This window comes from Psychrobacter sp. SC65A.3 (assembly GCF_025642195.1).
Lineage (GTDB): Bacteria > Pseudomonadota > Gammaproteobacteria > Pseudomonadales > Moraxellaceae > Psychrobacter > Psychrobacter cryohalolentis.
The window spans coordinates 2,889,651-2,910,031 of record NZ_CP106752.1 but is presented as its reverse complement, the minus strand read 5'-3'; the positions used below and the strand labels follow the sequence as shown (position 1 = coordinate 2,910,031).

18 protein-coding genes are annotated in these 20,381 nt (G+C 41.7%); 11 read left to right on the top strand and 7 right to left on the bottom strand.

What is annotated here, in order from left to right:
* Positions 1–133 precede the first annotated feature (133 nt).
* The 8 genes from infB (at position 134) to pnp (ending at position 9,243) form a co-directional block, all read left to right on the top strand.
* A complete protein-coding gene (gene infB / locus OEG80_RS12325; RefSeq protein ID WP_263241069.1) occupies positions 134–2,860 on the top strand; it encodes a translation initiation factor IF-2 in 2,727 nt (908 codons plus the stop codon).
* 198 nt (positions 2,861–3,058) lie between these two features.
* Complete coding sequence (locus OEG80_RS12320; RefSeq protein ID WP_011279383.1) at positions 3,059–3,463, top strand: ribosome-binding factor A; 405 nt, start codon at positions 3,059–3,061, stop codon at positions 3,461–3,463.
* A 16-nt stretch (positions 3,464–3,479) separates the two neighbouring features.
* Positions 3,480–4,571: a tRNA pseudouridine(55) synthase TruB gene (truB, locus tag OEG80_RS12315; RefSeq protein ID WP_263241068.1), complete on the top strand. Its 1,092-nt coding sequence runs from the start codon at positions 3,480–3,482 to the stop codon at positions 4,569–4,571.
* Positions 4,572–4,952: 381 nt separating this feature from the next.
* Positions 4,953–5,477 (top strand): type 1 glutamine amidotransferase domain-containing protein, encoded by a 525-nt coding sequence (locus OEG80_RS12310; protein WP_263241067.1) that lies wholly within the window; start codon positions 4,953–4,955, stop codon positions 5,475–5,477.
* Between the two features lie 58 nt (positions 5,478–5,535).
* The gene (locus OEG80_RS12305) at positions 5,536–5,694 is read left to right on the top strand and encodes a hypothetical protein (protein ID WP_188004066.1); all 159 of its coding nucleotides are present in this window, start codon (positions 5,536–5,538) and stop codon (positions 5,692–5,694) included.
* Between the two features lie 45 nt (positions 5,695–5,739).
* Positions 5,740–5,919, top strand: a complete 180-nt coding sequence (locus tag OEG80_RS12300; RefSeq protein WP_133103973.1) for a hypothetical protein — start codon at positions 5,740–5,742, stop codon at positions 5,917–5,919.
* Between the two features lie 352 nt (positions 5,920–6,271).
* Positions 6,272–6,538 (top strand): 30S ribosomal protein S15, encoded by a 267-nt coding sequence (rpsO, locus tag OEG80_RS12295; RefSeq protein WP_011512454.1) that lies wholly within the window; start codon positions 6,272–6,274, stop codon positions 6,536–6,538.
* A 602-nt stretch (positions 6,539–7,140) separates the two neighbouring features.
* Entirely contained in the window at positions 7,141–9,243 is a 2,103-nt protein-coding gene (gene pnp, locus OEG80_RS12290) for a polyribonucleotide nucleotidyltransferase (RefSeq protein WP_133103972.1), read from the top strand.
* 112 nt (positions 9,244–9,355) lie between these two features.
* Here the strand turns inward: pnp and OEG80_RS12285 are convergent, their stop codons facing one another.
* The 4 genes from OEG80_RS12285 to OEG80_RS12270 all read right to left on the bottom strand — a co-directional run bounded on the left by OEG80_RS12285 (position 9,356) and on the right by OEG80_RS12270 (position 13,103).
* Positions 9,356–9,928, bottom strand: a complete 573-nt coding sequence (locus tag OEG80_RS12285; protein WP_181209350.1) for a hypothetical protein — start codon at positions 9,926–9,928, stop codon at positions 9,356–9,358.
* Positions 9,929–9,971: 43 nt separating this feature from the next.
* A complete protein-coding gene (locus OEG80_RS12280; protein WP_263241066.1) occupies positions 9,972–10,502 on the bottom strand; it encodes a hypothetical protein in 531 nt (176 codons plus the stop codon).
* 147 nt (positions 10,503–10,649) lie between these two features.
* On the bottom strand, positions 10,650–10,907 hold the full coding sequence (locus OEG80_RS12275) for a YheV family putative metal-binding protein (RefSeq protein WP_133103969.1): 258 nt from the start codon (positions 10,905–10,907) through the stop codon (positions 10,650–10,652).
* On the bottom strand, positions 10,908–13,103 hold the full coding sequence (locus OEG80_RS12270) for a M3 family metallopeptidase (RefSeq protein WP_263241065.1): 2,196 nt from the start codon (positions 13,101–13,103) through the stop codon (positions 10,908–10,910).
* Positions 13,104–13,664: 561 nt separating this feature from the next.
* Here OEG80_RS12270 and OEG80_RS12265 point away from each other — a divergent pair.
* From OEG80_RS12265 to OEG80_RS12255, 3 genes are all read left to right on the top strand, one after another.
* A complete protein-coding gene (locus OEG80_RS12265; RefSeq protein WP_011512460.1) occupies positions 13,665–14,777 on the top strand; it encodes an AOC03_06830 family ribosome hibernation factor in 1,113 nt (370 codons plus the stop codon).
* Positions 14,778–14,994: 217 nt separating this feature from the next.
* Positions 14,995–15,753 carry an endonuclease/exonuclease/phosphatase family protein gene (locus OEG80_RS12260; protein ID WP_133103967.1) on the top strand — a complete coding sequence of 253 codons (759 nt, stop codon included), beginning with the start codon at positions 14,995–14,997 and terminating at the stop codon, positions 15,751–15,753.
* Between the two features lie 61 nt (positions 15,754–15,814).
* Positions 15,815–16,810, top strand: coding sequence for an NADP-dependent oxidoreductase (locus OEG80_RS12255; RefSeq protein WP_263241064.1), 996 nt, complete (start codon positions 15,815–15,817; stop codon positions 16,808–16,810).
* 35 nt (positions 16,811–16,845) lie between these two features.
* Here the strand turns inward: OEG80_RS12255 and OEG80_RS12250 are convergent, their stop codons facing one another.
* Genes OEG80_RS12250 through OEG80_RS12240 form a run of 3 tightly spaced genes read right to left on the bottom strand, consistent with a single transcriptional unit; the run spans position 16,846 to position 20,328 of the window.
* The gene (locus OEG80_RS12250; protein WP_263241063.1) at positions 16,846–17,472 is read right to left on the bottom strand and encodes an alpha-ketoglutarate-dependent dioxygenase AlkB family protein; all 627 of its coding nucleotides are present in this window, start codon (positions 17,470–17,472) and stop codon (positions 16,846–16,848) included.
* Between the two features lie 8 nt (positions 17,473–17,480).
* Complete coding sequence (locus OEG80_RS12245) at positions 17,481–18,368, bottom strand: alpha/beta fold hydrolase (RefSeq protein WP_263241062.1); 888 nt, start codon at positions 18,366–18,368, stop codon at positions 17,481–17,483.
* A gap of 49 nt (positions 18,369–18,417) precedes the next feature.
* A complete protein-coding gene (locus OEG80_RS12240) occupies positions 18,418–20,328 on the bottom strand; it encodes an ABC transporter ATP-binding protein (RefSeq protein WP_263241061.1) in 1,911 nt (636 codons plus the stop codon).
* Positions 20,329–20,381 lie beyond the last annotated feature (53 nt).

The window sequence follows — 20,381 nt, the reverse complement described above, 5'->3', positions numbered from 1 at the left end:
GCTGTCTTTTGGTGATATGCTATCGATAATAAAGTGTTGGTATGAGCAAAATTTATATCAGCCTTACCCCAATCATTTGTAGCCAACAACTGAATTGAACATATAGCAAATAATAGACAGTAGGTGATAATAAATGGCAGATAAGACCGTCAAAGAACTGGCAGATATGGTAAGCAAAACCGCAATTGCTGTACAACAGCAATTGGTAGATGCTGGACTGCCTGCGCGTGCAGAGGGTGACTTAGTCACTGAGCTTGAGCAGGAAAAGTTGGTGACGTATTTAAAGCAAAGTCATGGACAGGAAGAAAAGCGTCGCATTAGTCTGAAGTCTAAAACGACTAGTACTGCGCGTGTGACTGGCTCTTCGGGCAAATCTAAGAGCGTCAATGTTGAAGTGCGTAAAAAGAAAGTGTTCGAGAAGCCTGACCCAGAAAAGATGGCTGAAGAATTGGCTGCACGTGAGCAAGCGATGATTGAGTCGCAAGCACGTGCTGCTAAAGACGCCGAAGACCGTGCTGCTACTAAGAAAAAATCTGAGGAGCGTCAAGCTGCTACTTTAGCTGCGATGCGTGCAAGCCTTGGCTCTAGCAAAAAGTCAGACGACAAGAATGACGATATTTCAACGTCAGTGGTTGTGAAAAAAGGCGGCAAGACTACTATTGAAGTTAAGCCGAAAGAACAACCTAAGAAGAAAGTGACAGCGACGAAACCAAAAGTTGAGACGGCAGTTGAGCGTAAAGCTCGTGAAGTGCGTGAAAAGGAAGAAGCTCGTTTACGCGAGATCGAAACTGAAACACGCCGTACCCAAGCTGAAGAAGCGCAAAAGCGTACGCTTGAGCAAATGCGTAAAATGGCTGGTCAATATACTGATCAGCCCGCAACTGAAGTTCGTAAAGATGAGCCATTGGCAGAAGGTTTGGTCGGTGACGCATTAGAAGAATCGTTTGAGAAAGAACGTCGTGAAATCAAGCGTGGCACCAGTACCACTAGTGCACGTGGCCGTGGTCGTCGTAAAAATCAAGACGAGCGTGAAATTAAGAACCGCAAAAACGGTCTACGTTCAAGCCAGTCTTCACAGCATAAATTTGAAAAACCTGTCGAAAAAATTGTTTATGATGTAGAAATCAGTGAGCAAATCACGGTTTCTGATCTTGCCCAGCGCATGGCAGTGAAAGCTCGTGAAGTGACTAAGTTACTCATGAAAATGGGTGAAATTGCTCGCGAATCAGACATGATTGATCAAGCAACTGCTAGTCTAATTGTAGAAGAGATGGGTCACAATCCAGTACCCGTCAGTGATACTAAAGTTGAAGACGATCTACAAGATGCTGTTGATGAGCGCAGCAGTAACGTACAAACGCGTCCACCAGTAGTCACTATCATGGGTCACGTTGATCATGGTAAGACGTCATTACTAGATAAAATTCGTGAAACGAAAGTGGCTACGGGCGAAGCAGGTGGTATTACTCAGCATATCGGTGCTTATCATGTGAAAACAGCGCGTGGTGTTATTACTTTCCTTGATACTCCAGGACACGCCGCCTTTAGTGCAATGCGCTCACGCGGTGCTCAAGCGACAGATATCGTTGTATTGGTCGTTGCTGCAGATGACGGCATGATGCCGCAAACTGAAGAAGCGATTGATCATGCTCGTGCTGCTGGTACGCCGCTGATTGTTGCTATCAACAAAATGGATAAGCCAAGTGCTGATCCTGATCGTGTTCTTAACGAATTGACTGCAAAAGAAGTGGTATCGGAAGATTGGGGTGGCGATACTCCTATGGCTCGTATCTCAGCCAAGACAGGTGATGGTATTGATGAGCTGCTAGAGCTTATTAGCTTACAAGCTGAGCTAATGGAATTAGAAGCACCATTAGATGGTCCTGCTCAAGGTGTGGTTATTGAGTCAAGACTTGAAAAAGGTCGTGGTCCTGTCGTTAGTGTCCTTGTCAAAAAAGGTACATTAAAACAAGGCGATTTAGTCTTAGCTGGTGAATATTACGGTAAAGTTCGTGCGATGACTGATGAACATGGCAAACGTATTCAATCAGCTGGACCTTCTATCCCTGTAGAGATATTAGGCTTACCTGAAACGCCAGCAGCTGGTAGTGAATTCTTAGTCTTAACGGACGAGAAAAAAGCCCGTGAAGTCGCGGACTTTAGAACCAACCGTGAGCGCGAGCGTCAGCTTGAGCGTCAAAACGCGATGCGTCTAGAGAGCATGTTTGATCAGATGGAACAGGGTAATGTTTCATACCTAAATATTGTTCTAAAAACCGATGTTCGTGGTTCGCTTGAAGCACTACTTGCCGCATTGAATGAGTTATCGACGGATGAAGTTAAAGTTCGTGTGATCAGCTCAGGCGTTGGTCCTATCTCTGAGTCAGATGTGACGCTAGCAGAATCTAGTGAAGCGGTATTGCTAGGCTTCAACGTTCGTGCAGATGCTACCGCACGTCGTAAATCAGATTCTGCCAACATGGATATTCGCTATTACAGCGTTATTTATGGCTTGATTGATGATGTGAAAGCGGCAATGAGCGGTATGCTTGCGCCAGAACATCGCGAGAAAATCTTGGGTGTTGCAGACGTTCGTGAAGTATTCCGCTCTAGTAAGTTTGGTGCAGCTGCTGGTTGTATGGTGGTTGAAGGTACGATTTATCGCAACAAACCTATCCGTGTATTACGTAATGACCAAGTTATCTTTACTGGTCAATTACAGTCATTACGTCGCTACAAAGAAGACGTTAATGAAGTACGTACGGGCATGGAATGTGGTCTAGCCGTTCGCGGTTACGATGTAGAAGCTGGTGATAAAATCGAAGTCTTTGAGATTCAAGAGTTCGCACGTACTATCTAAAGTCACTGGTAAAATTAGGATGGTGCATCATGCAATCCGCTTTATTAACTGCGCATGGCATGATGGATTAGCTATCTTATAAATATTCAGCTGTACTTAGGCCTAACAGGTACATCCTGCTAGGCCTTTTTTAACAAATATTAGTCGTTAAACTTATTAATAACTGATTATATTGATCAATAAAAACAAGGTAATAACATGAACCAACGTTTACAACGTTTAGCTGATCAGATTCAGCGTGAGCTTGCTGTCCTTATCCGCGACGCGGTCAATGATCCTCGTCTGACAGGTTTTGTCACTATCTCTAGCGTTAAAGTCAGCCCAGATTTGGGCTATGCTGATGTGTATGTGACCATTATGGAGCCTGAGCTCAATGATGCTATGACTATGTCAAATCATGAAGAAAGTATCAAGGTGCTAAATAAAGCAGCAGGCTTCTTGCGTACTGAGCTGAGTCATAGCTTGAAAACTCGCACAACACCGCGTTTGCGCTTTCATTATGATGAAGTGACTGCTCGTGGTAATTATATGATGGATTTAATCAGTAAAGCGGTTATTAAAACTGAAGAAAATGAGTCTGACGAGCAAGAAAACGAAGAGTAGAAGGGTAAAAGCCATTATGTCGATTGTTTCTACAAAAGCCTCTACACAAGCGGATAAAAAGTCTAGTAATCACCCTAACAAGATTAAAGTTTCTGGTGTTATTTTAGTCGATAAGCCTCAAGGTATGACTTCTCAGCAAGTGGTTTCAAAGGTAAAATATTTATTTAAATCGCCTAACCATGATAGTAAGAAAGCAGGTCATACTGGCACACTTGATCCAATGGCAACAGGATTATTGCCTATCTGTTTGGGTGAAGCGACCAAGTTCAGTCACTATCAGCTTGATGCGGATAAATCTTATCAAGCGACTATTTTACTTGGCAGTCAAACTGATACCGGTGATGCCGATGGGCAAGTCACTGCTGAGGCACCGATTCCAGCGTTTAATGATGTGATATTAGACAAAGTTGCTCAGCAGTTTTTAGGTGCTCAGCAGCAAATTCCACCGATGTATTCTGCCTTAAAAAAAGATGGCAAAAAACTCTATGAATATGCTCGTGCTGGTATAGAAGTAGACCGCCCGTCAAGAGACATTGTCCTTAAAGCCATTAAGTTAAAAGCAATCGATAAGCAGCAAATCCAGTTAACAGTAACCTGTTCAAAGGGCACTTATGTGCGCGTATTGGCAGAAGATATTGCCAAAACTATGGCTACACTTGGCCATTTGACGGCACTACGTCGTCTACAAGTGGGTGATTTTAAAATCGATGAGACAATTGCGCTTGCAGATTTAGAAGCATTGCCATTAGAACAACGTCAGACATATCTATTGCCAGTAGATGCCTGCATTGATATTAGTGCTGAGCTGTCACTATCGTCAGAGCAGTGCGAGCGCGTACAAATGGGTCAACGCTTGAATGTTATGGATCAGTTGACTGATGATGTGCAAAGTTATATCACAACAGCTATCGATCAGCATTTAGCTGCTAACAATAACAGCGCTGCTCATAGTCAAAATATTGAAGATACTAACAATGATAACGAGCAGCAATTTGTACATGAAATACCGATAGATATTCGTCTTATCGATGAGCAGGGCGCGTTTATTGGTCTAGGGGCAGTGAGCTTAAATGGTCGATTGCAACCTAAAAAGCTGATTCAGTTGTAATTTCAACACGTAAATTTGGCTAGATTTATAACTTAAAAGCTGCAAAACTTACTAAGAGTTCACACAAATCACATATCGTCACATTTTATTGCAGGTTTCACCTATAGTGAAACCTGCTTTTTTTGTATCTTGATTAAGTCAGTTAAGGAAAGCATGACATGGATGAAAATAATAAGAAATTACAAAAAGTACAATATGAAAGGATGATAATAATAAAAAATGGATTTACTATAAATTTCGTTGAATAAAATAATGATAATGATAAATCTGAGCAGTAAAACTAAATAAAAATAATAAGACATTAATTCATATAAATTAATTTCTACAATTATAAGAAAATCATTCAGTCATAAAGATAATTTACAAATAATAGGAAGTACTATGAGAACGATTGCTTTTTTACTTCATAACAACTTTGAACAAGCAGAATATGAAGAGGTTAACAGCCAACTAAAAGCCAAAGGTTACAGCACACTTCTAATAACGACTAATAAAGAAAAAGAAGTTCAAGGTATGCAGCAAGACGTCAACAAAGGCGATACCTTTACCGCTGATATTTTTGCAAAAGACGCAAAACCTGCTGAGTATGATGCTTTGGTTTTGCCGGGTGGTACGGTTAATGCTGATACCATGCGTGGTAACGAAGATGCACATAGTATTATTACTGCTATAAATGAGGCTGGTAAACCGCTTGCTGTTATCTGCCATGCGCCTTGGATATTAATCAATACTGGTATAGCTAAGGGTAAAACATTAACGGCTTATCATACTCTACAACTTGATTTAGAAAATTCTGGGGCAAAATTCATAGACGCAAGCGTGCAGATAGACGGTAATCTGATTACCTCTCGCAACCCAGATGATATTAATAATTTCGTCGCAGCGATTGATAAAGCTTTAACATAAGTTCCAATCGTTTCAACTTAGAGTAATTTTTATTCATTATCTATAAGGATATAACACGATGACACAGCCTAATCCAAACGATACCAAATTTGAGCAACAACGTTCTGATTCTGCCAAAGCAGCGCTTAAAAGCCAGACGGAAGATAATCATACAGAAGACACTGAAGCTGCCGCAGAGCGTATTGCTGATAACTTGGAAACGAAGGAAGATAAATAGCTTCTTAAGTATGAATATATGAGTTAAATATAAATAGGAGTTACTATGAGCAATTCAGTAAAAGATATGGATGAGCAAGAACAAGAGATTAATCAACTTGTAGAAGATATCAATCCTCGTGCTGATAACTCTCCTGATAGTTTAGCAGAAGCTACGACTGTGCCTTTAGCAGACGATGAGCTAGGCGGTACGGCTAGTGAAGAAGATATCCAAAAAAATAAATAAGTCTTAGATTATAAGGCTAGTATCTATATCTCATGTTTACTTTTGATGGGTACTAACTATTTACTCAACTTACTTACCAATAATCAGATATTCTTAAAACCATAACAAAAAACTGCTGTTAGCCCAGCAGTTTTTTGTTATAATTGGCGTCATATTTAAATACGGTTTAGATTATTCTAAATGGTTTTAAATGACAGTTATGACTCATTGAGCTTGTCGTACACTAGGTCAACTCTAGTAATGCAGGGTTGTCCTGAATGACGTACAGGCTATTTTATTGACTATTCTATTGCTCCTCGATACTTAAACTTTTAAGGTTATCTTGGTGCTCTTAGCATTGCCGGAGAGATTTATGCTAACTAATGCCGATCGCGAACAAATAATTGCTCAATATCAACGTGGTGAAAGTGACACTGGTTCACCAGAAGTTCAAGTAGCTTTATTAAGTGCTCGCATCAACGATCTACAAAACCATTTTAAAGCACATAAAGCGGATCACCATAGCCGCCGTGGTCTTATCCGTATGGTTAATACCCGTCGTAAACTGCTTGATTACTTAAAAGGTAAAGATCTTGGTCGCTATACCACCCTTATTAGCCAGTTAGGTCTACGTCGTTAATTTGACGACAGTAGTACAAATGGTTGCTAAAACGAGATATGCCTTAACTGGGAAGTATTTTAGATTTTTTGCGCAGCTATTTGGAACTTGCTTGTTGATATCGATAAAATAGATTTTTCTAAAAACGGTGTGGAATAGTTTCACGCCGTTTTTTTATGCTTATTAGTATGGTATGAGTTTAAGTACAGAAACAAAAGCTTATATTTAACTAATTATTAAGAAATAGATAGTAGTGCATTAGGTTGGTCAATGACCATAAATCACTGTAAAATGATGCCTTAGTCGGTTTTTGCACTGTTTATGATAGATAAACATGCATAGGTAAAGTAGTGAAGAGGCTCCATAGATGGAGTGGTTTTAATGCTATAAAAATCCAAATGATCGTTATAGCAAACCGAATTTTAGCATTAACCAATATGCAGGGCTAAGCGAGCTAGACAAGCCAGTAGCATAAGATAAATATTTGATAATAATAGTTTCGATAGACAGGATTTATAACTGTAAAGACAGTCAATTAGAAGCTATATACAAAGAATTTTAATGACAGATATCAGTGTTTTTTGTGCTGATATTATTTCGTCAGTCAATATTAGGAAAATTATATGACAATGTTTAATACCATTAAGCGTGAATTCCAATACGGTAACCAGCAAGTTGTTATCGAAACAGGACGTATTGCGCGTCAAGCCAACTCGATTTTAGTCCACATGGGCGGCGTTACTGTATTGGTAGCAGCGGTTGTAAAGTCTGATGCTAAAGAAGGTCAAAACTTCTTTCCATTGACCGTAAACTACCAAGAAAAAATGTATGCAGCAGGTAAGATACCAGGTGCTTACGGCAAACGTGAAGGTCGCGCGAGCGAGTCTGAAACCTTAACCTCGCGTCTGATTGACCGCCCAATCCGTCCACTATTCCCTGAAGGCTATGTAAACGAGATTCAAATCACAGCGACGGTTGTGTCATCTGACAAAACTCAATCAGCGGATATCGCAGCACTAATCGGTGCTTCAGCAGCGTTAGCTATCTCTGATGCCCCGTTCAATGGTCCTGTTGCTGCGGCGCGTGTTGGTTTTATCAATGGCGAATACGTACTGAACCCGACCCTTGAAGAGCTTAAAGAAAGTGATCTTGACTTGGTCGTCGCTGGTACCAAGTCTGCAGTATTGATGGTTGAGTCTGAAGCTGCAGAGCTATCAGAAGATCAAATGCTAGGTGCGGTCTTATACGGTCATCAGCAGCAGCAAATCGTTATCGATAACATTGCCTCAATGGCAGAAGAAATTGGTACTGCTAAGCAACAATATACCGCTCCTGTACGCGATCAAGCATTAGAGACCAGCATGAAAGAGCAGTTCGGTACGCAAGTATCTGACGCTTATACCGTTACTGATAAGCAAGCTCGTTATGCGAAACTTGACGAAATCAAAGACGCTGCCCTTGCTGCTCTTGCTGGCGATGCTGAATCAGAAGCGTATAGCAATAATGTTGCTGAGCTTAAAGAAATCTATAACGATCTAAAATATCGTACTGTTCGTGACAATATCTTGTCAGGCAAGCCACGTATTGACGGTCGTGATTTAGAAACCGTTCGTGCCCTTGATGTACAAGTGGGCGTATTACCATTTACTCATGGTTCAGCATTGTTTACACGTGGTGAAACCCAAGCATTGGTAACGACAACCCTTGGTAATACTCGTGACGTCAATATGATTGACTCACTAGCGGGTACCATTCGTGACCATTTCATGTTGCATTATAACTTCCCGCATTTCTCAGTAGGCGAAACGGGTCGTGAAGGTATTCCTAAACGTCGTGAAATCGGTCATGGTCGTTTGGCACGCCGTGGTGTACAAGCGATGCTGCCTGATAGCGATCGCTTCCCATATGTTATCCGTGTGGTTTCTGAGATCACTGAATCAAATGGTTCATCGTCTATGGCCTCTGTTTGTGGTGCAAGTTTGGCATTGATGGACGCTGGTGTGCCAATTAAAGCACCGGTTGCTGGTATTGCCATGGGTCTGGTTAAAGAAGGCGAGCGCTTTGCTGTATTGTCTGACATCTTAGGTGATGAAGATCATCTTGGCGATATGGATTTTAAAGTCGCTGGTTCTAAAGACGGTATTACTGCTCTACAGATGGACATTAAAATCGAAGGTATTACCCCAGACATCATGGAGCAAGCGTTAAAGCAAGCTCATGCTGGTCGTATCCATATCTTAGACGCAATGAACAAAGTATTGCCTGAAAGTCGTACTGAAATTAATGCTCATGCACCTAACTATGCCGTAATTGAGATCAATCCGGATAAAATCCGTGATGTTATCGGTAAAGGCGGCGCAACGATTCGTCAGCTAACGGAAGAAACAGGCGCGGTTATCGACATTGATGATGCCGGTACCATCCGTATCTTTGGTGAAAACAAAGCGGCAACTAAAGCGGCAATTGCTAAAATTGAAGCAATCACAGCAGAAGTTGAAGTAGGTAAAACTTACGAAGGTACGGTTGCTCGTATCGTTGACTTCGGTGCCTTTATTAACGTATTGCCAAATACTGATGGTCTCGTCCATATCTCGCAAATCGCAGACGAGCGCGTAGAGAATGTATCTGACTATCTAAAAGAAGGTCAAATCGTTAAAGTATTGGTCCAAGACGTTGATAATCGTGGTCGTATCAAATTGACTATGAAAGGCATTGAGCAGAGCTAATGCTTGATGTTTGATAGCGTTAATATTTAAAAAACCGCCTTGAATCACTTATTATGAGTGCTCAAGGCGGTTTTTTTATGGACGTAAAATATAACTAAAATTAGAAAATATGCTATATGGCAACGTCTTTAGGTACATGGATATCAATGCGAAGCTTAGGTAAATTTGCTAAATAATGGGCTATGAGAGGCAATATATCAATATGCCAATCTAATGGAAGCGCGTTTGTTATAAGAGACTCATTCGTCGAAGGATTGGCTTCATTGCGTGAATGGTTGTAGATAAGTGGACGGGCAAGCAGAGCAATGTGACGGATACCTTGATAGCGTATCAGCGTTGTCAGTTGTTGTCGTAAATCTACTAAAGCTGCCGTCAACCAGCGTACTCTTACTGGATGATAAGGGTGATCTGATATAACAAGGTTAGCGATATAACTGGGTTGGTTGCCATTACTACTGACACTAAGCCCAGCTTGCTCACGTATGCGTTTATGTAGCAAACAGCTACCAACCATTAAGCTACCATCACGGCACGCACGATAGTAACGTTGATAATTATCAGGATATAGGGTTTTTGCGCGAGTCAAAATAGGATCTAAAAGGAGACCAGCGCTATTAACAGGAAGTATGAGCAGCTGAGCGCTGCTATTTAGAATAGGATTATGAGTGAGTTGCAAAGATGCCATCATCAACCCCTGAATAAAAGCATACATTATTTGGCGATAACTGCTAATTAGTGTTGGTTTTAACCGCAGTATCAGCCTCTAATTGGGCAATTTGTTGCTCAAGTAATGCGATTTCTTGAGCCTTAAGTTCGGTTAATTGTTTGGTCATGGCAATCTGTTCAGCAGCGATCTTTTCTTGTTCGGCTAAGCGCTTACGTTCATCTTCTAAACGATCAATCTCTTCTTTGGCTAAGCTGTTCGTTTTTGGTAATGGGGCTTCTAAGATGGCTTTAGCATCTGGGATATCAGAATCCGTCATGCTAGCGCTACCTTGATTTTCATCATCAATAATATTATTAACGTCATCTTCTAATGGTACAGAAGCAATCTGTGTAGGCTTATCTTGTTCGGAAGTCACCGGCAAATTTTCAGCAGAGCTCTGATCGGATTGAGATGCCGTGCCTTTCCAAACGAAATAACCGATTAACAGCACAATTAATAAAATACCAAACCACCATTTTTGACGTGGCTTAGCAGAATGGGTAGATTTTTTTGAGACTTTATGGGAGAAAGGACGCATTTTTTTGCTTTTCATACTACGTTCAATTTAGGTTAAAGATATCCTGCCATACTATAGCAAACTCGAAATAAAAAAGCCCATCTATTGATAGAAGGGCGATTAAATACAGCATTGTTTATAGCAATCATGAGATATGACTGTCTGATCGTCAAATATAAAGAGTTATTCTTTGAATTTGACCGTCCCACTGGTTCCGGTAATCATAGCGTCACGAGTTAATTGGTCTTCAAGATGGTTCTTTGCGCTGATCTCATCAGGATCAGGGCGATGTTCAGTATGCCCGCATAGCGTACATTCAATATATTCATCAGGCGCTGGCACAACGATATTGACTTGTACTACCGCATCCATGACCTGACATTTCGGGCAGCGAACGCCCGCTAAAAACTGCCGCTTTGGGCGCGTTGATTGATAGCGCATTTAAATCACCTCGCGTGTTATTGAGGCATTGGCAGCCGTACTACTTTTAGTCTGGTCTTTAGTATCAGAAAAACCGCTATGACGTAGCAAAGCATCAATACTGGCGCTACGACCACGGAAATTTTCAAAATTCACCTTAGCTGGAAAACTACCGCCCACTGATAAAATAGTCTCACGGAAGGCTTTACCTGTGATGGGATTAAAAATGCCGTCTTCTTCAAATTTACTAAAAGCATCAGCAGACAACAGCTCTGCCCATTTATAAGAATAATAACCAGCGGCATAACCACCAGCAAAAATGTGACTAAAGCCATTGGCAAAGCGGTTGTAATCAGGCGTCTGTAAAATGGCAATATCATTACGTACGCTGTTAAGCGTAGTCAAGATACCTTCATAATTAAGCGCTGGCGTGTGCGCATGAATCAACAAATCAAACAAAGAAAATTCGATTTGACGGAGCGTTTGCAAACCACTTTGGAAGTTTTTGACTGCCAATAGCGCATCGAGTTTCTCTTTTGGTAATGGCGTGCCAGTTTCGACATGACTGCTAATAAGAGCAATACCTTCAGCGTCCCACGCCCAGTTCTCCATAAACTGGCTTGGCAGCTCGACGGCGTCCCATTCTACGCCATTGACGCCAGCAACATCACCTATCGTTACTTGAGTCAACAGATGATGTAAACCGTGACCAAACTCATGAAACAAGGTGACAACTTCATCATGAGTCAATAAGCTTGGCTTACCATCGAGTGCTGGGGTGAAGTTACCGACCATAAAGCACACTGGTAGCTGTTGATGGTTTTGCTCTTCATAACTATAACGTGACTGAAAGCCACTCATCCAGGCGCCGCCGCGTTTACCACTACGGGTAAATAAATCAAAGTAAAAACCGCCAAGCAAGTTATCATCAGCATCAAATAACTGATAAAAACGCACCTCATCATGCCAGCGTGATACGGATTCATTTTGCTCTTGTACTTTGATACCGTATAAACGCTCAACGATAGCGAATAACCCGCTAATCACTTTTGGTAATGGGAAATACGGGCGAATCTCTTCTTGTGATAAGCTGAACTCGCTTTGTTTGACCTTTTCGGCGATATAAGCACTATCCCACGGCTGCAAATCTTCAATACCGTAATCTTGCGCATATTTTTGCAATTGCATCAAATCTTGCGCAGCAGTTGGCGTTGCTTGAACTGCTAAATCACGTAAAAAGGTTTCTACTTCTGCCACGCTGTCTGCCATTTTGGTAGATAGCGATACCTCTGCATAGTTATGAAAACCCAATAGTCTGGCTTTTTGTTCACGTAACTGCAAAATCTCACTCATGATATTTGCGTTATTTAGAGACTGACCTTTAGCATTAGTATGCTCATCAAACTCAGAGGCGCGAGTGACATAGGCACGATATAACGTCTCGCGTAAGTTGCGATCATCGGCATGGGTCATAATGGCAAGATACACAGGAATATTTAAGCTTGCCACATAATAAGGCATCGGTAAGGTATCAATCTCTGTTTGCGTGAGCGAACCATTTGCAAGCTGGCTTGTTTTGTACTGCTCACCAGCATCGGCTATTAATGCCAAACCACTTTCAGTCAAACCTGCTAACTGCTCTGTTTTAAGCGGCAACGCATAAGCTTGAGTGGCGTCTAAAACATGGTCTGAGAAAGTGGCTGATAACGTAGACAGCTTACTTTGAATAGCCGCAAATTTATCTTGCTCAGCTTTTGGTAATGCGACCCCTGATAACTCAAAGCTACGTAGCGCAAGCTCAATAGCTCGTGCTCGTGCCGGCTCAAGAGCTGCGAAGAAAGCTTTATCATTGACAATCGCTTGATAACGACTAAATAGCGGCTGATGCTGCCCAACGCGCGTACCATAAGCTGATAGCTTTGGTAACAGCTCATGATGGACATGGCGGATCTCATCATTGCTCATGACACTATTCAGATGCGACAAAATGCCCCAACTTCGATCCAATGCCAAATTGATGTGGTCAAAGTTTTCTATATCAATTAGCGCTTGCTCAGCGTCTATCGAGGTAGACGTATCCTTGCTATCTGTACACACCGTCAACTCATCTAAAAACGCATTAGCCGTGTCAATGGCGCTGATTACTTGCTGTTGTAAAGTGCTTGGTGCAGTATCGGCAAAATCGACAAGATGTAAATTTGAAGAAATAGAAGTCATAAAAGGTTCCGTTATAAATAATGAGTTTGGCAGATAAAAGGGTTTAATTTGGCGTAATTACTCAAATCGTTCAAATGATTAATAGGCGTTACTGTTTATATTTTAAAGACATATTAGTATCAATGTTTCTCAAAGTTAAATAGCTTGATGTGAGGCTAATTATTATAGGGTATTGATAACCATTGTTAATAATCAGCATTTCAATATTTAAATGATGGGTCTTCATCGGTGAAAATACAAGCTGAAAGCTTGAGCTCTGCTAAGCTGTTAATCAAGTGACCTTTATTAATGCTACTGTTATTAAGGTTATTGTGGCAAGCGTTGATATTATTTACAAAGCATCATCATTTGCTTGCAAATTAACCCTATAGCTTGTGTGGTCAAGTTGGTAGTGTAATAGGATAACAGGCGTTAATAGTGCTGTAGTATGAATAGCCTGTTAAGCATGCTATGTTATTAAGAGTATGCAGTCGCCTGCCCGCAAAAATCTAGAATAAGTAACAGGCAAGGCGTACCAAAAGTAGTATTGGAAATTTATAGTCATAAAACAAGGAGTATTAAATGAAAGCAACTCTTAAAAGCTTACGTGAGACAAAGGCGAATCCAGCAGTCAGTATTTTTGTCAAAACGCACCGCGAACACCCTGCTAATGACAAAGACCCTATTGCCCTAAAAAACCAATTAAAAGTCGTCGAAGAACGTCTAACCAATGAGTATGACAAGCGTACGGCAACCACTATCTTAGACAATATCCATGCTAAGACCAAAGAGCTGAATCATAATCTTAATCTAGATACCTTAGCTATTTTTGCTAGTACTGACGATGTGCAAGTGATCCGTATGCCTATTGATACCACTGAGCGCGTGGTTATCTCACATCGTTTTGCGACCCGTGATTTAGTGCGTGATATGGCAAGCGCTGTGCATTATTATACTTTGGTATTGACTCGTGATAAGGCACGTTTAATTGAAGCCTCTAATGATCGCGTGATACGAGAGTTTGATCTAGACGATACTGCCCAAAATAATATGGAAAACATTCCTTTTCCTATCGACAATAATGGACTTCATACGACAAGCGATGGCGGATCAGATCGCTCAGCGAATAATGAGAGTAGTGCGTTAAAAGAGTTCTTTAACCAAGTAGATAAGAGTGTTCAAGAGCTGTGGGGCGAGCATAAAATGCCGCTAGTCGTAGTCGGTGATAGCAAAAATATTGGCTACTATAAAGATGTCTGTGACCGTCCGGATAATATCATCGCTACGGTATCAAACGCCACCAATCTAGATGAGGGTGGTGCACAGCATGTTATTAACAGTGTACAAGAAGCAGTAGAAGGTTATCGTACCTCCTTACACCAAGCGGCACTGGGCGAGATTGATAAAGCGCGCGGGGCGAACAAACTACAGACTGATTTGCAAGAAGTCTATCGCAGTGCTTTTCAGGGTATAGGCGATACCTTGTATGTCCGCCGTGGCTATATTCAACCAGCCAAAATTGATGAAAAAGCGCAAACGCTAAGTCTTGCGGACGACTCAAGTGCAGAAGGTATCACTGATGATGCTATTGGTGAAATTATTGAGCATGTCATTCATAATGGCGGTAAAGCGGTCTTTATGCCACAAGATATTATGAATGCAGACCAACCGATTGCTCTTGTCACCCGCTATTAATAGATGACATAGGCTCAGTAACGAATTAGCCATTGGTCATTGATAGCACATAGGTATAGTATGAGAGCATTGGTTCAGTATGAGCCAATGCTCTTTTTATATGTATGGTTTTATAGTGCCTCGATTCTATCTCAAACGATTATTTTTTATTTTGAGCTGACCATATTCAAAACCCAATATCTACTCTATAAATACTGAGTTTATGACTACTACCATTATGACTAATACCACCTCTTTTGTACTCACAAGTTATAACATTCATAAAGGCATGTCGCCGATGAATCGCCAGGTCAAAGTTCAGGGTATCGCCCAAGCACTTGATATTATTGGTTCGGACATACTCTGTCTACAAGAAGTACAGGGGCAAAACCTTAAGCGCAATATTCAATACAACGAGTACCCTGACCAGTCTCAGCACGAATGGTTTGGTGAATATCTGCAACTAGAAAACAGTTATGGCAAAAATTCAGAGTACGATAACGGCCATCATGGCAATGCGGTGTTGAGCCGATTTCCACTTGATCCCAAGCACAACGTCAATATTACGGTCAATAAGCTTGAGCAGCGCGGGGTTTTGCACTGTGAAGTGCAGCCGGTAGGTTGGGAGGTGCCAGTGGTGGTTTTATGCGCCCATTTAAACCTATTTGAGCGCGATCGTATCAAGCAATATGAAGCGATTTCTAACTATGTCCGAGATGAGATTGCCCCTAACCAGCCACTGATTTTGGCGGGCGATTTTAATGACTGGAAAAAAATGTCTTGTGATAGATTGGCATCAAGCTTGGGTATGACAGAAGCTTTTAAACATTGTCACGGCAAGCTGCTGCCTACCTTTCCAGCAAAGCTACCTGTATTGAGCTTAGACCGTATCTATGTCCGTAATCTCAGAATAAAAGATGCTTGGGTACATACGGGTAAACCGTGGTCAACCCTGTCTGATCATCTGCCTTTGAGTGCAGAACTGGCGTTGCTATAGAGTAAAAATTATTAATGGAATAAATAACGCTAAACCGTAAAATAAACAAGGATGATAAACAATGTCTGATAAAAGCGTACCAATTACTCAAAATGCCGTACTCATACGTGAGTTTGGTGAACCTGAAGTCATGATATACCAAGATAATGTTGCCGTACCTGATTTGACAGATGATCAAGTGCTGGTAAAAGTTGCTTACGCCGGTATCAATCCAGTCGATTATAAAACTCGTCAAGGTAAAGGCTGGGGCGCCACCAATATCCAAAAAGATAAGTTTGATCATAATCAACCAGCGATTTTGGGTTTTGATATGTCAGGCACAGTAGTTGACAGTCAAAGTACAAAATTTGCTGTTGGTGATAAAGTCGCAGCATTAACTTTTAACGGTGGATGCTATGCTGAATATGTCGCTGTTGATGCTAAAATGCTGGCACGTGTACCTGAAGCTGTCACCTTAGAGCAGGCAGGCGCCTTACCTTGTATCGGACAAACGGCGCTACAGTTTGTTGAGTTTGCTGATATCAAAGAGGGCGAGCATGTAGTGATGAATGCCCCAGCAGGCGGTGTTGGTCATCTATTGATACAGCTTTTGACGAAAAAAATCGCTAAACATAATATCAAAGTTACGCTTATTTGCTCAGCAGAAAAGTATAAAAAACTGGATAGCTTGATAGATACTAGCCAGCTTACAGGCTGGATTGACTACACCAAAAATGATTCGTTCCCTGAGCTGCAAGCCGACGTCTTATTAGATTTGGTCGGTGATGAAGCGGGTGTAAGGGCGCTAGACGTTGTCAAAGAGTCTGGACGTGTATATGTCCTACCAACAATTTGGGTAGATAAACTCAAAGAAGCAGGCAGTCAAAAAAATCTAAGCGTTGAAGGTTATGCGGCTCAGCGTAATGGTGAGGATATGGCACGAGTGCTACAGTTGGTAGCAGATGGTCAACTGACTTTACGTTTGCAAAAGACTTATCCATTGTCAGAAGTCGTTACCGCCCATCATGAGCTGCAAAAAGGCGATGCTTTTGGTAAATTGGTATTGAAAGTTAGTTGAGCCGAGGTTGATTGGATAATAGATTTAGCTAATGGTTAGCTTCGATTATTTGGATATATTTGCCGAAAAGTTAGGCTAATGCGTCCTGTGGTTACCTTTTTAGTCTTGGTAATACTGTGCTTCCAAAAGCTTTGGGTATCACCATGCATGACAATTAGCTGACCTGACTCAAGATAAAGCTCAACTTTATCTTGAGTTTTTTTATGTTTAAAGACAAATTTACGCGTAGCACCAAGAGATAATGAAGCAATAACGGGTTGCTCACCAAGCTCTCGTTCATCATCGGCATGATAGCCCATACCATCCTCACCAGAAGGATAATAGTTAAGTAAACAGGAATTAAAATTGGCATCAATGCCAAGATCTAATAATTTCTGTTCGATATGATGTTTCACATGAAACACAGTATCTGTCCAAGGTATGGTTTGACGCGTATGACCAGAGTACTGATAGTCAATATCGCTATCACCCATCCAAACGATTTGACGCGTTGTGACATGTGTCTTGCCAAATAAAGTAACAATATCTTCTTGCCAAGGTAACTCAGTCACCAAGTTGTAAAATAAGGGGCTGGGATAATCGATCACAATTCCTAAGTCATTTACCTGACCGTCATAAGGCAGTAGATTGTTAGTCGGTTTGGGCGCAAAAAGGTCAGTCATAGGTCAGCTTATTTATTGCTCTGATAATGCTCATTGATAATTTGAGCGCAGATTTCTGGCGCCTCCATGGGTAATAAATGTCCATACTCTGGTAAGGAAATAATACTGCTATCAGGAACAAATTTGTGCCATTGTTTACGCACTTTTGGATTGATAAATAAGGTGGGTTTGCCAGTAATCAAAGTGTAAGGGCAGCTTAATTTCTTGAGTGCGGCATCAATATGAGGGGCACCAAAATAATTAGCTAACTCTTGTTCTGGTGAGAATAGCAGAGTATAGCTATCGTCATTGTTAGCGCTCAAGCTTTGTGTAGCAAAGGTTTTTAAGTGAGCATCACTGATACGTTGATACGCTCTCTGTGCCCGCAAGTGATCGAAGTATTCCTGAATACTTGCCCAAGTGGTTTGCTTAGTTAATGTGCTTTTAAAGGGTTCTTGGCTTAGTAAAAACTGCCGCGGCAACAGATTATATATTCTTGCTTGTTTTTTGGTAAAGGTAACAGGCTCGATAAGATAGAGCTCTGAGAAAAGCTCTGGACGCTTTGCTGCCGCTATTGCAGTAGCAGTTGCGCCCTGCGAATGTCCAATGCCAACAACTGGTTTATCTTGGGTTTTTTCTAAAAACTCAATCAGCATTTCAGCATCTTGCTCACGTGTTAGGCGGCGTGCTTGCGGTTTATCATACCAATAGCCGCGTAATGCCAATGAGCTCAGTTCAAAGCTGGCTGCCAGCTCATTTAACAATGGTGTATAAGTACCAACGGTAAAGCTGTTACCCCCATAGAAATGGGCAGGCGCACGTTTATAATTAGTTTGATTGGCTGAGCGTAGTTGCTGTAAGTCATAATAGCGAGCCTGTCTGCCAGCAAGGTTGATGCGATTTGTATAAGCTTCCATAAAATAAACACGTCCCTGTGAGAAGTTGCTCTTAATAAAGCGCTTTTAATTAACTGTCTTCACCTAAGAAGCCGCCGCTTTGGCGATGCCATAATCGTGCATAGATACCATGTAGATTCAATAGTTCATCATGGCTGCCTTGCTCAATAATTTGACCTTTATCCATCACAACCAGTCTATCAAGAGCGGCAATGGTTGATAAGCGATGGGCGATGGCAATAACTGTCTTGCCAGTCATAATATCGTTTAAGCTTTCAGTAATTGCAAATTCGATCTCAGAATCGAGCGCACTGGTGGCTTCATCTAACAGTAGAATAGGCGCGTTTTTTAGCATAACGCGTGAGATGGCAATACGTTGACGCTGCCCACCCGAAAGTTTGACGCCGCGTTCACCCACTTGAGTATCAAGCCCCATGTTGCCCTTATCATCATATAAATCTTTGATAAAGTCCCATGCCTGAGCTTGTTTTGCCGCGATGATAATCTGCTCATCAGTGGCATCCGGACGACCATAAGCGATGTTCTCGCGTACGGTACGATGTAATAAAGAGGTATCTTGGGTCACCATGCCGATTTGCTGACGTAAGGACTCTTGGGTCACCTCATCAATCGCTTGACCATCAATGAGGATTTTACCTTTATCGACATCAAAGAAGCGTAAGAGTAGATTGACCAAGGTGGATTTGCCGGCACCTGAACGTCCAACCAGACCGATTTTTTCGCCGGGTTTGATGTCCAAGTAAAAATTATCGAGAAGTTTGATAGTAGACGTGGCTGATAGGTTACCGTCGTTTAAATTTCCACCATCGTTATTGTCTGTATCATCGCTGTCATTCTCATAACTGAAGTCAACATGATCGAAGACGATACGACCTTCTGTGACTTTTAAAGCTGGTGCATTGGGTTTGTCAATGATGGTTTGCGGTGCAGATAAGGTACGCATACCGTCCTGTACCGTACCGATACTTTCAAACAAACTTGCCGTCTGCCACATAATCCAACGCGTTAAACCATTCAAGCGTAGCGCCATAGCAGTTGCAGCAGCAATAGCACCGACACCAATGGCTTCTTGTTGCCATAAATACAAGCCGATACCGGCAGTACTACTGACCAAAACAACACTAATCAAATGCGTTGAAAACTCAAGATAGCTGACCCAGCGCATTTGTGCATGGACGGTACCCAAAAACTGCCCCATGGCGTTTTTGGCGTAACTGAGCTCACGGCGCGAGTGACTAAACAGCTTGACGGTCATAATATTGGCGTAGGCATCAGTAATGCGCCCCGTCATCAAGGCGCGAGCATCTGCTTGTACAATAGCCGTTTGTTTGAGTTTAGGTATGAAATACCACATCGCAAGCCAAACTAATACAAACCACGCGATAAAGGGAATCAGTAGCAAACTATCAAGATTGAAGAGAATGATACCTGAAGTAATAAAATAGACAGCGACATACATAAACATGTCAGTAACTGTCATAACGGTATCACGTACTGCCAATGCGGTTTGCATCACTTTAGCAGAAACGCGACCGGAGAATTCATCTTGATAGAACTGCATCGATTGACCAAGCATACGCTGATGAAAACGCCAGCGCATCTGCATGGGGAATACCCCTTGCAAGGTTTGAAAATGGATAAATGAGGATAAGGCAATCCATAATGGGCTGACAATCATCACCGCCAGCATAAGCAGCAGCATGTCGCCTTTTTCTAGCCACAGATTTTGCGGGGTATAAACCCCAAGCCAGTCAACAATATTACCAATCCAAGCAAAGAGCATGGCCTCGTAAATACCGATACCGGCTGACAAAATCATAAATATCAGTAGCCAGCCACGTAGACCATTAGTGCATGCCCACAAAAATTTCAGCATGCCATCACGAGGTGAGGGTAGTGGCATCGGCGTTTCAGGGAAGGCAGGTAGGCGATTTTCAAAAAAGCGAAATAGAGCGTTCATAGGCAATAGCAATACGTCAAGAAAAGCGTGAATAGACGCCATCTTGAGCAATT

What these genes read in the sequence shown, in the direction of transcription:
- infB (WP_263241069.1), top strand. Translation starts at nt 134, where the DNA reads ATGGCAGATAAGACCGTCAAAGAACTGGCAGATATGGTAAGCAAAACC.
- OEG80_RS12320 (WP_011279383.1), top strand. Translation starts at nt 3,059, where the DNA reads ATGAACCAACGTTTACAACGTTTAGCTGATCAGATTCAGCGTGAGCTT.
- truB (WP_263241068.1), top strand. Translation starts at nt 3,480, where the DNA reads ATGTCGATTGTTTCTACAAAAGCCTCTACACAAGCGGATAAAAAGTCT.
- OEG80_RS12310 (WP_263241067.1), top strand. Translation starts at nt 4,953, where the DNA reads ATGAGAACGATTGCTTTTTTACTTCATAACAACTTTGAACAAGCAGAA.
- OEG80_RS12305 (WP_188004066.1), top strand. Translation starts at nt 5,536, where the DNA reads ATGACACAGCCTAATCCAAACGATACCAAATTTGAGCAACAACGTTCT.
- OEG80_RS12300 (WP_133103973.1), top strand. Translation starts at nt 5,740, where the DNA reads ATGAGCAATTCAGTAAAAGATATGGATGAGCAAGAACAAGAGATTAAT.
- rpsO (WP_011512454.1), top strand. Translation starts at nt 6,272, where the DNA reads ATGCTAACTAATGCCGATCGCGAACAAATAATTGCTCAATATCAACGT.
- pnp (WP_133103972.1), top strand. Translation starts at nt 7,141, where the DNA reads ATGACAATGTTTAATACCATTAAGCGTGAATTCCAATACGGTAACCAG.
- OEG80_RS12285 (WP_181209350.1), bottom strand. Translation starts at nt 9,928, where the DNA reads ATGGCATCTTTGCAACTCACTCATAATCCTATTCTAAATAGCAGCGCT.
- OEG80_RS12280 (WP_263241066.1), bottom strand. Translation starts at nt 10,502, where the DNA reads ATGAAAAGCAAAAAAATGCGTCCTTTCTCCCATAAAGTCTCAAAAAAA.
- OEG80_RS12275 (WP_133103969.1), bottom strand. Translation starts at nt 10,907, where the DNA reads ATGCGCTATCAATCAACGCGCCCAAAGCGGCAGTTTTTAGCGGGCGTT.
- OEG80_RS12270 (WP_263241065.1), bottom strand. Translation starts at nt 13,103, where the DNA reads ATGACTTCTATTTCTTCAAATTTACATCTTGTCGATTTTGCCGATACT.
- OEG80_RS12265 (WP_011512460.1), top strand. Translation starts at nt 13,665, where the DNA reads ATGAAAGCAACTCTTAAAAGCTTACGTGAGACAAAGGCGAATCCAGCA.
- OEG80_RS12260 (WP_133103967.1), top strand. Translation starts at nt 14,995, where the DNA reads ATGACTAATACCACCTCTTTTGTACTCACAAGTTATAACATTCATAAA.
- OEG80_RS12255 (WP_263241064.1), top strand. Translation starts at nt 15,815, where the DNA reads ATGTCTGATAAAAGCGTACCAATTACTCAAAATGCCGTACTCATACGT.
- OEG80_RS12250 (WP_263241063.1), bottom strand. Translation starts at nt 17,472, where the DNA reads ATGACTGACCTTTTTGCGCCCAAACCGACTAACAATCTACTGCCTTAT.
- OEG80_RS12245 (WP_263241062.1), bottom strand. Translation starts at nt 18,368, where the DNA reads ATGGAAGCTTATACAAATCGCATCAACCTTGCTGGCAGACAGGCTCGC.
- OEG80_RS12240 (WP_263241061.1), bottom strand. Translation starts at nt 20,328, where the DNA reads ATGAACGCTCTATTTCGCTTTTTTGAAAATCGCCTACCTGCCTTCCCT.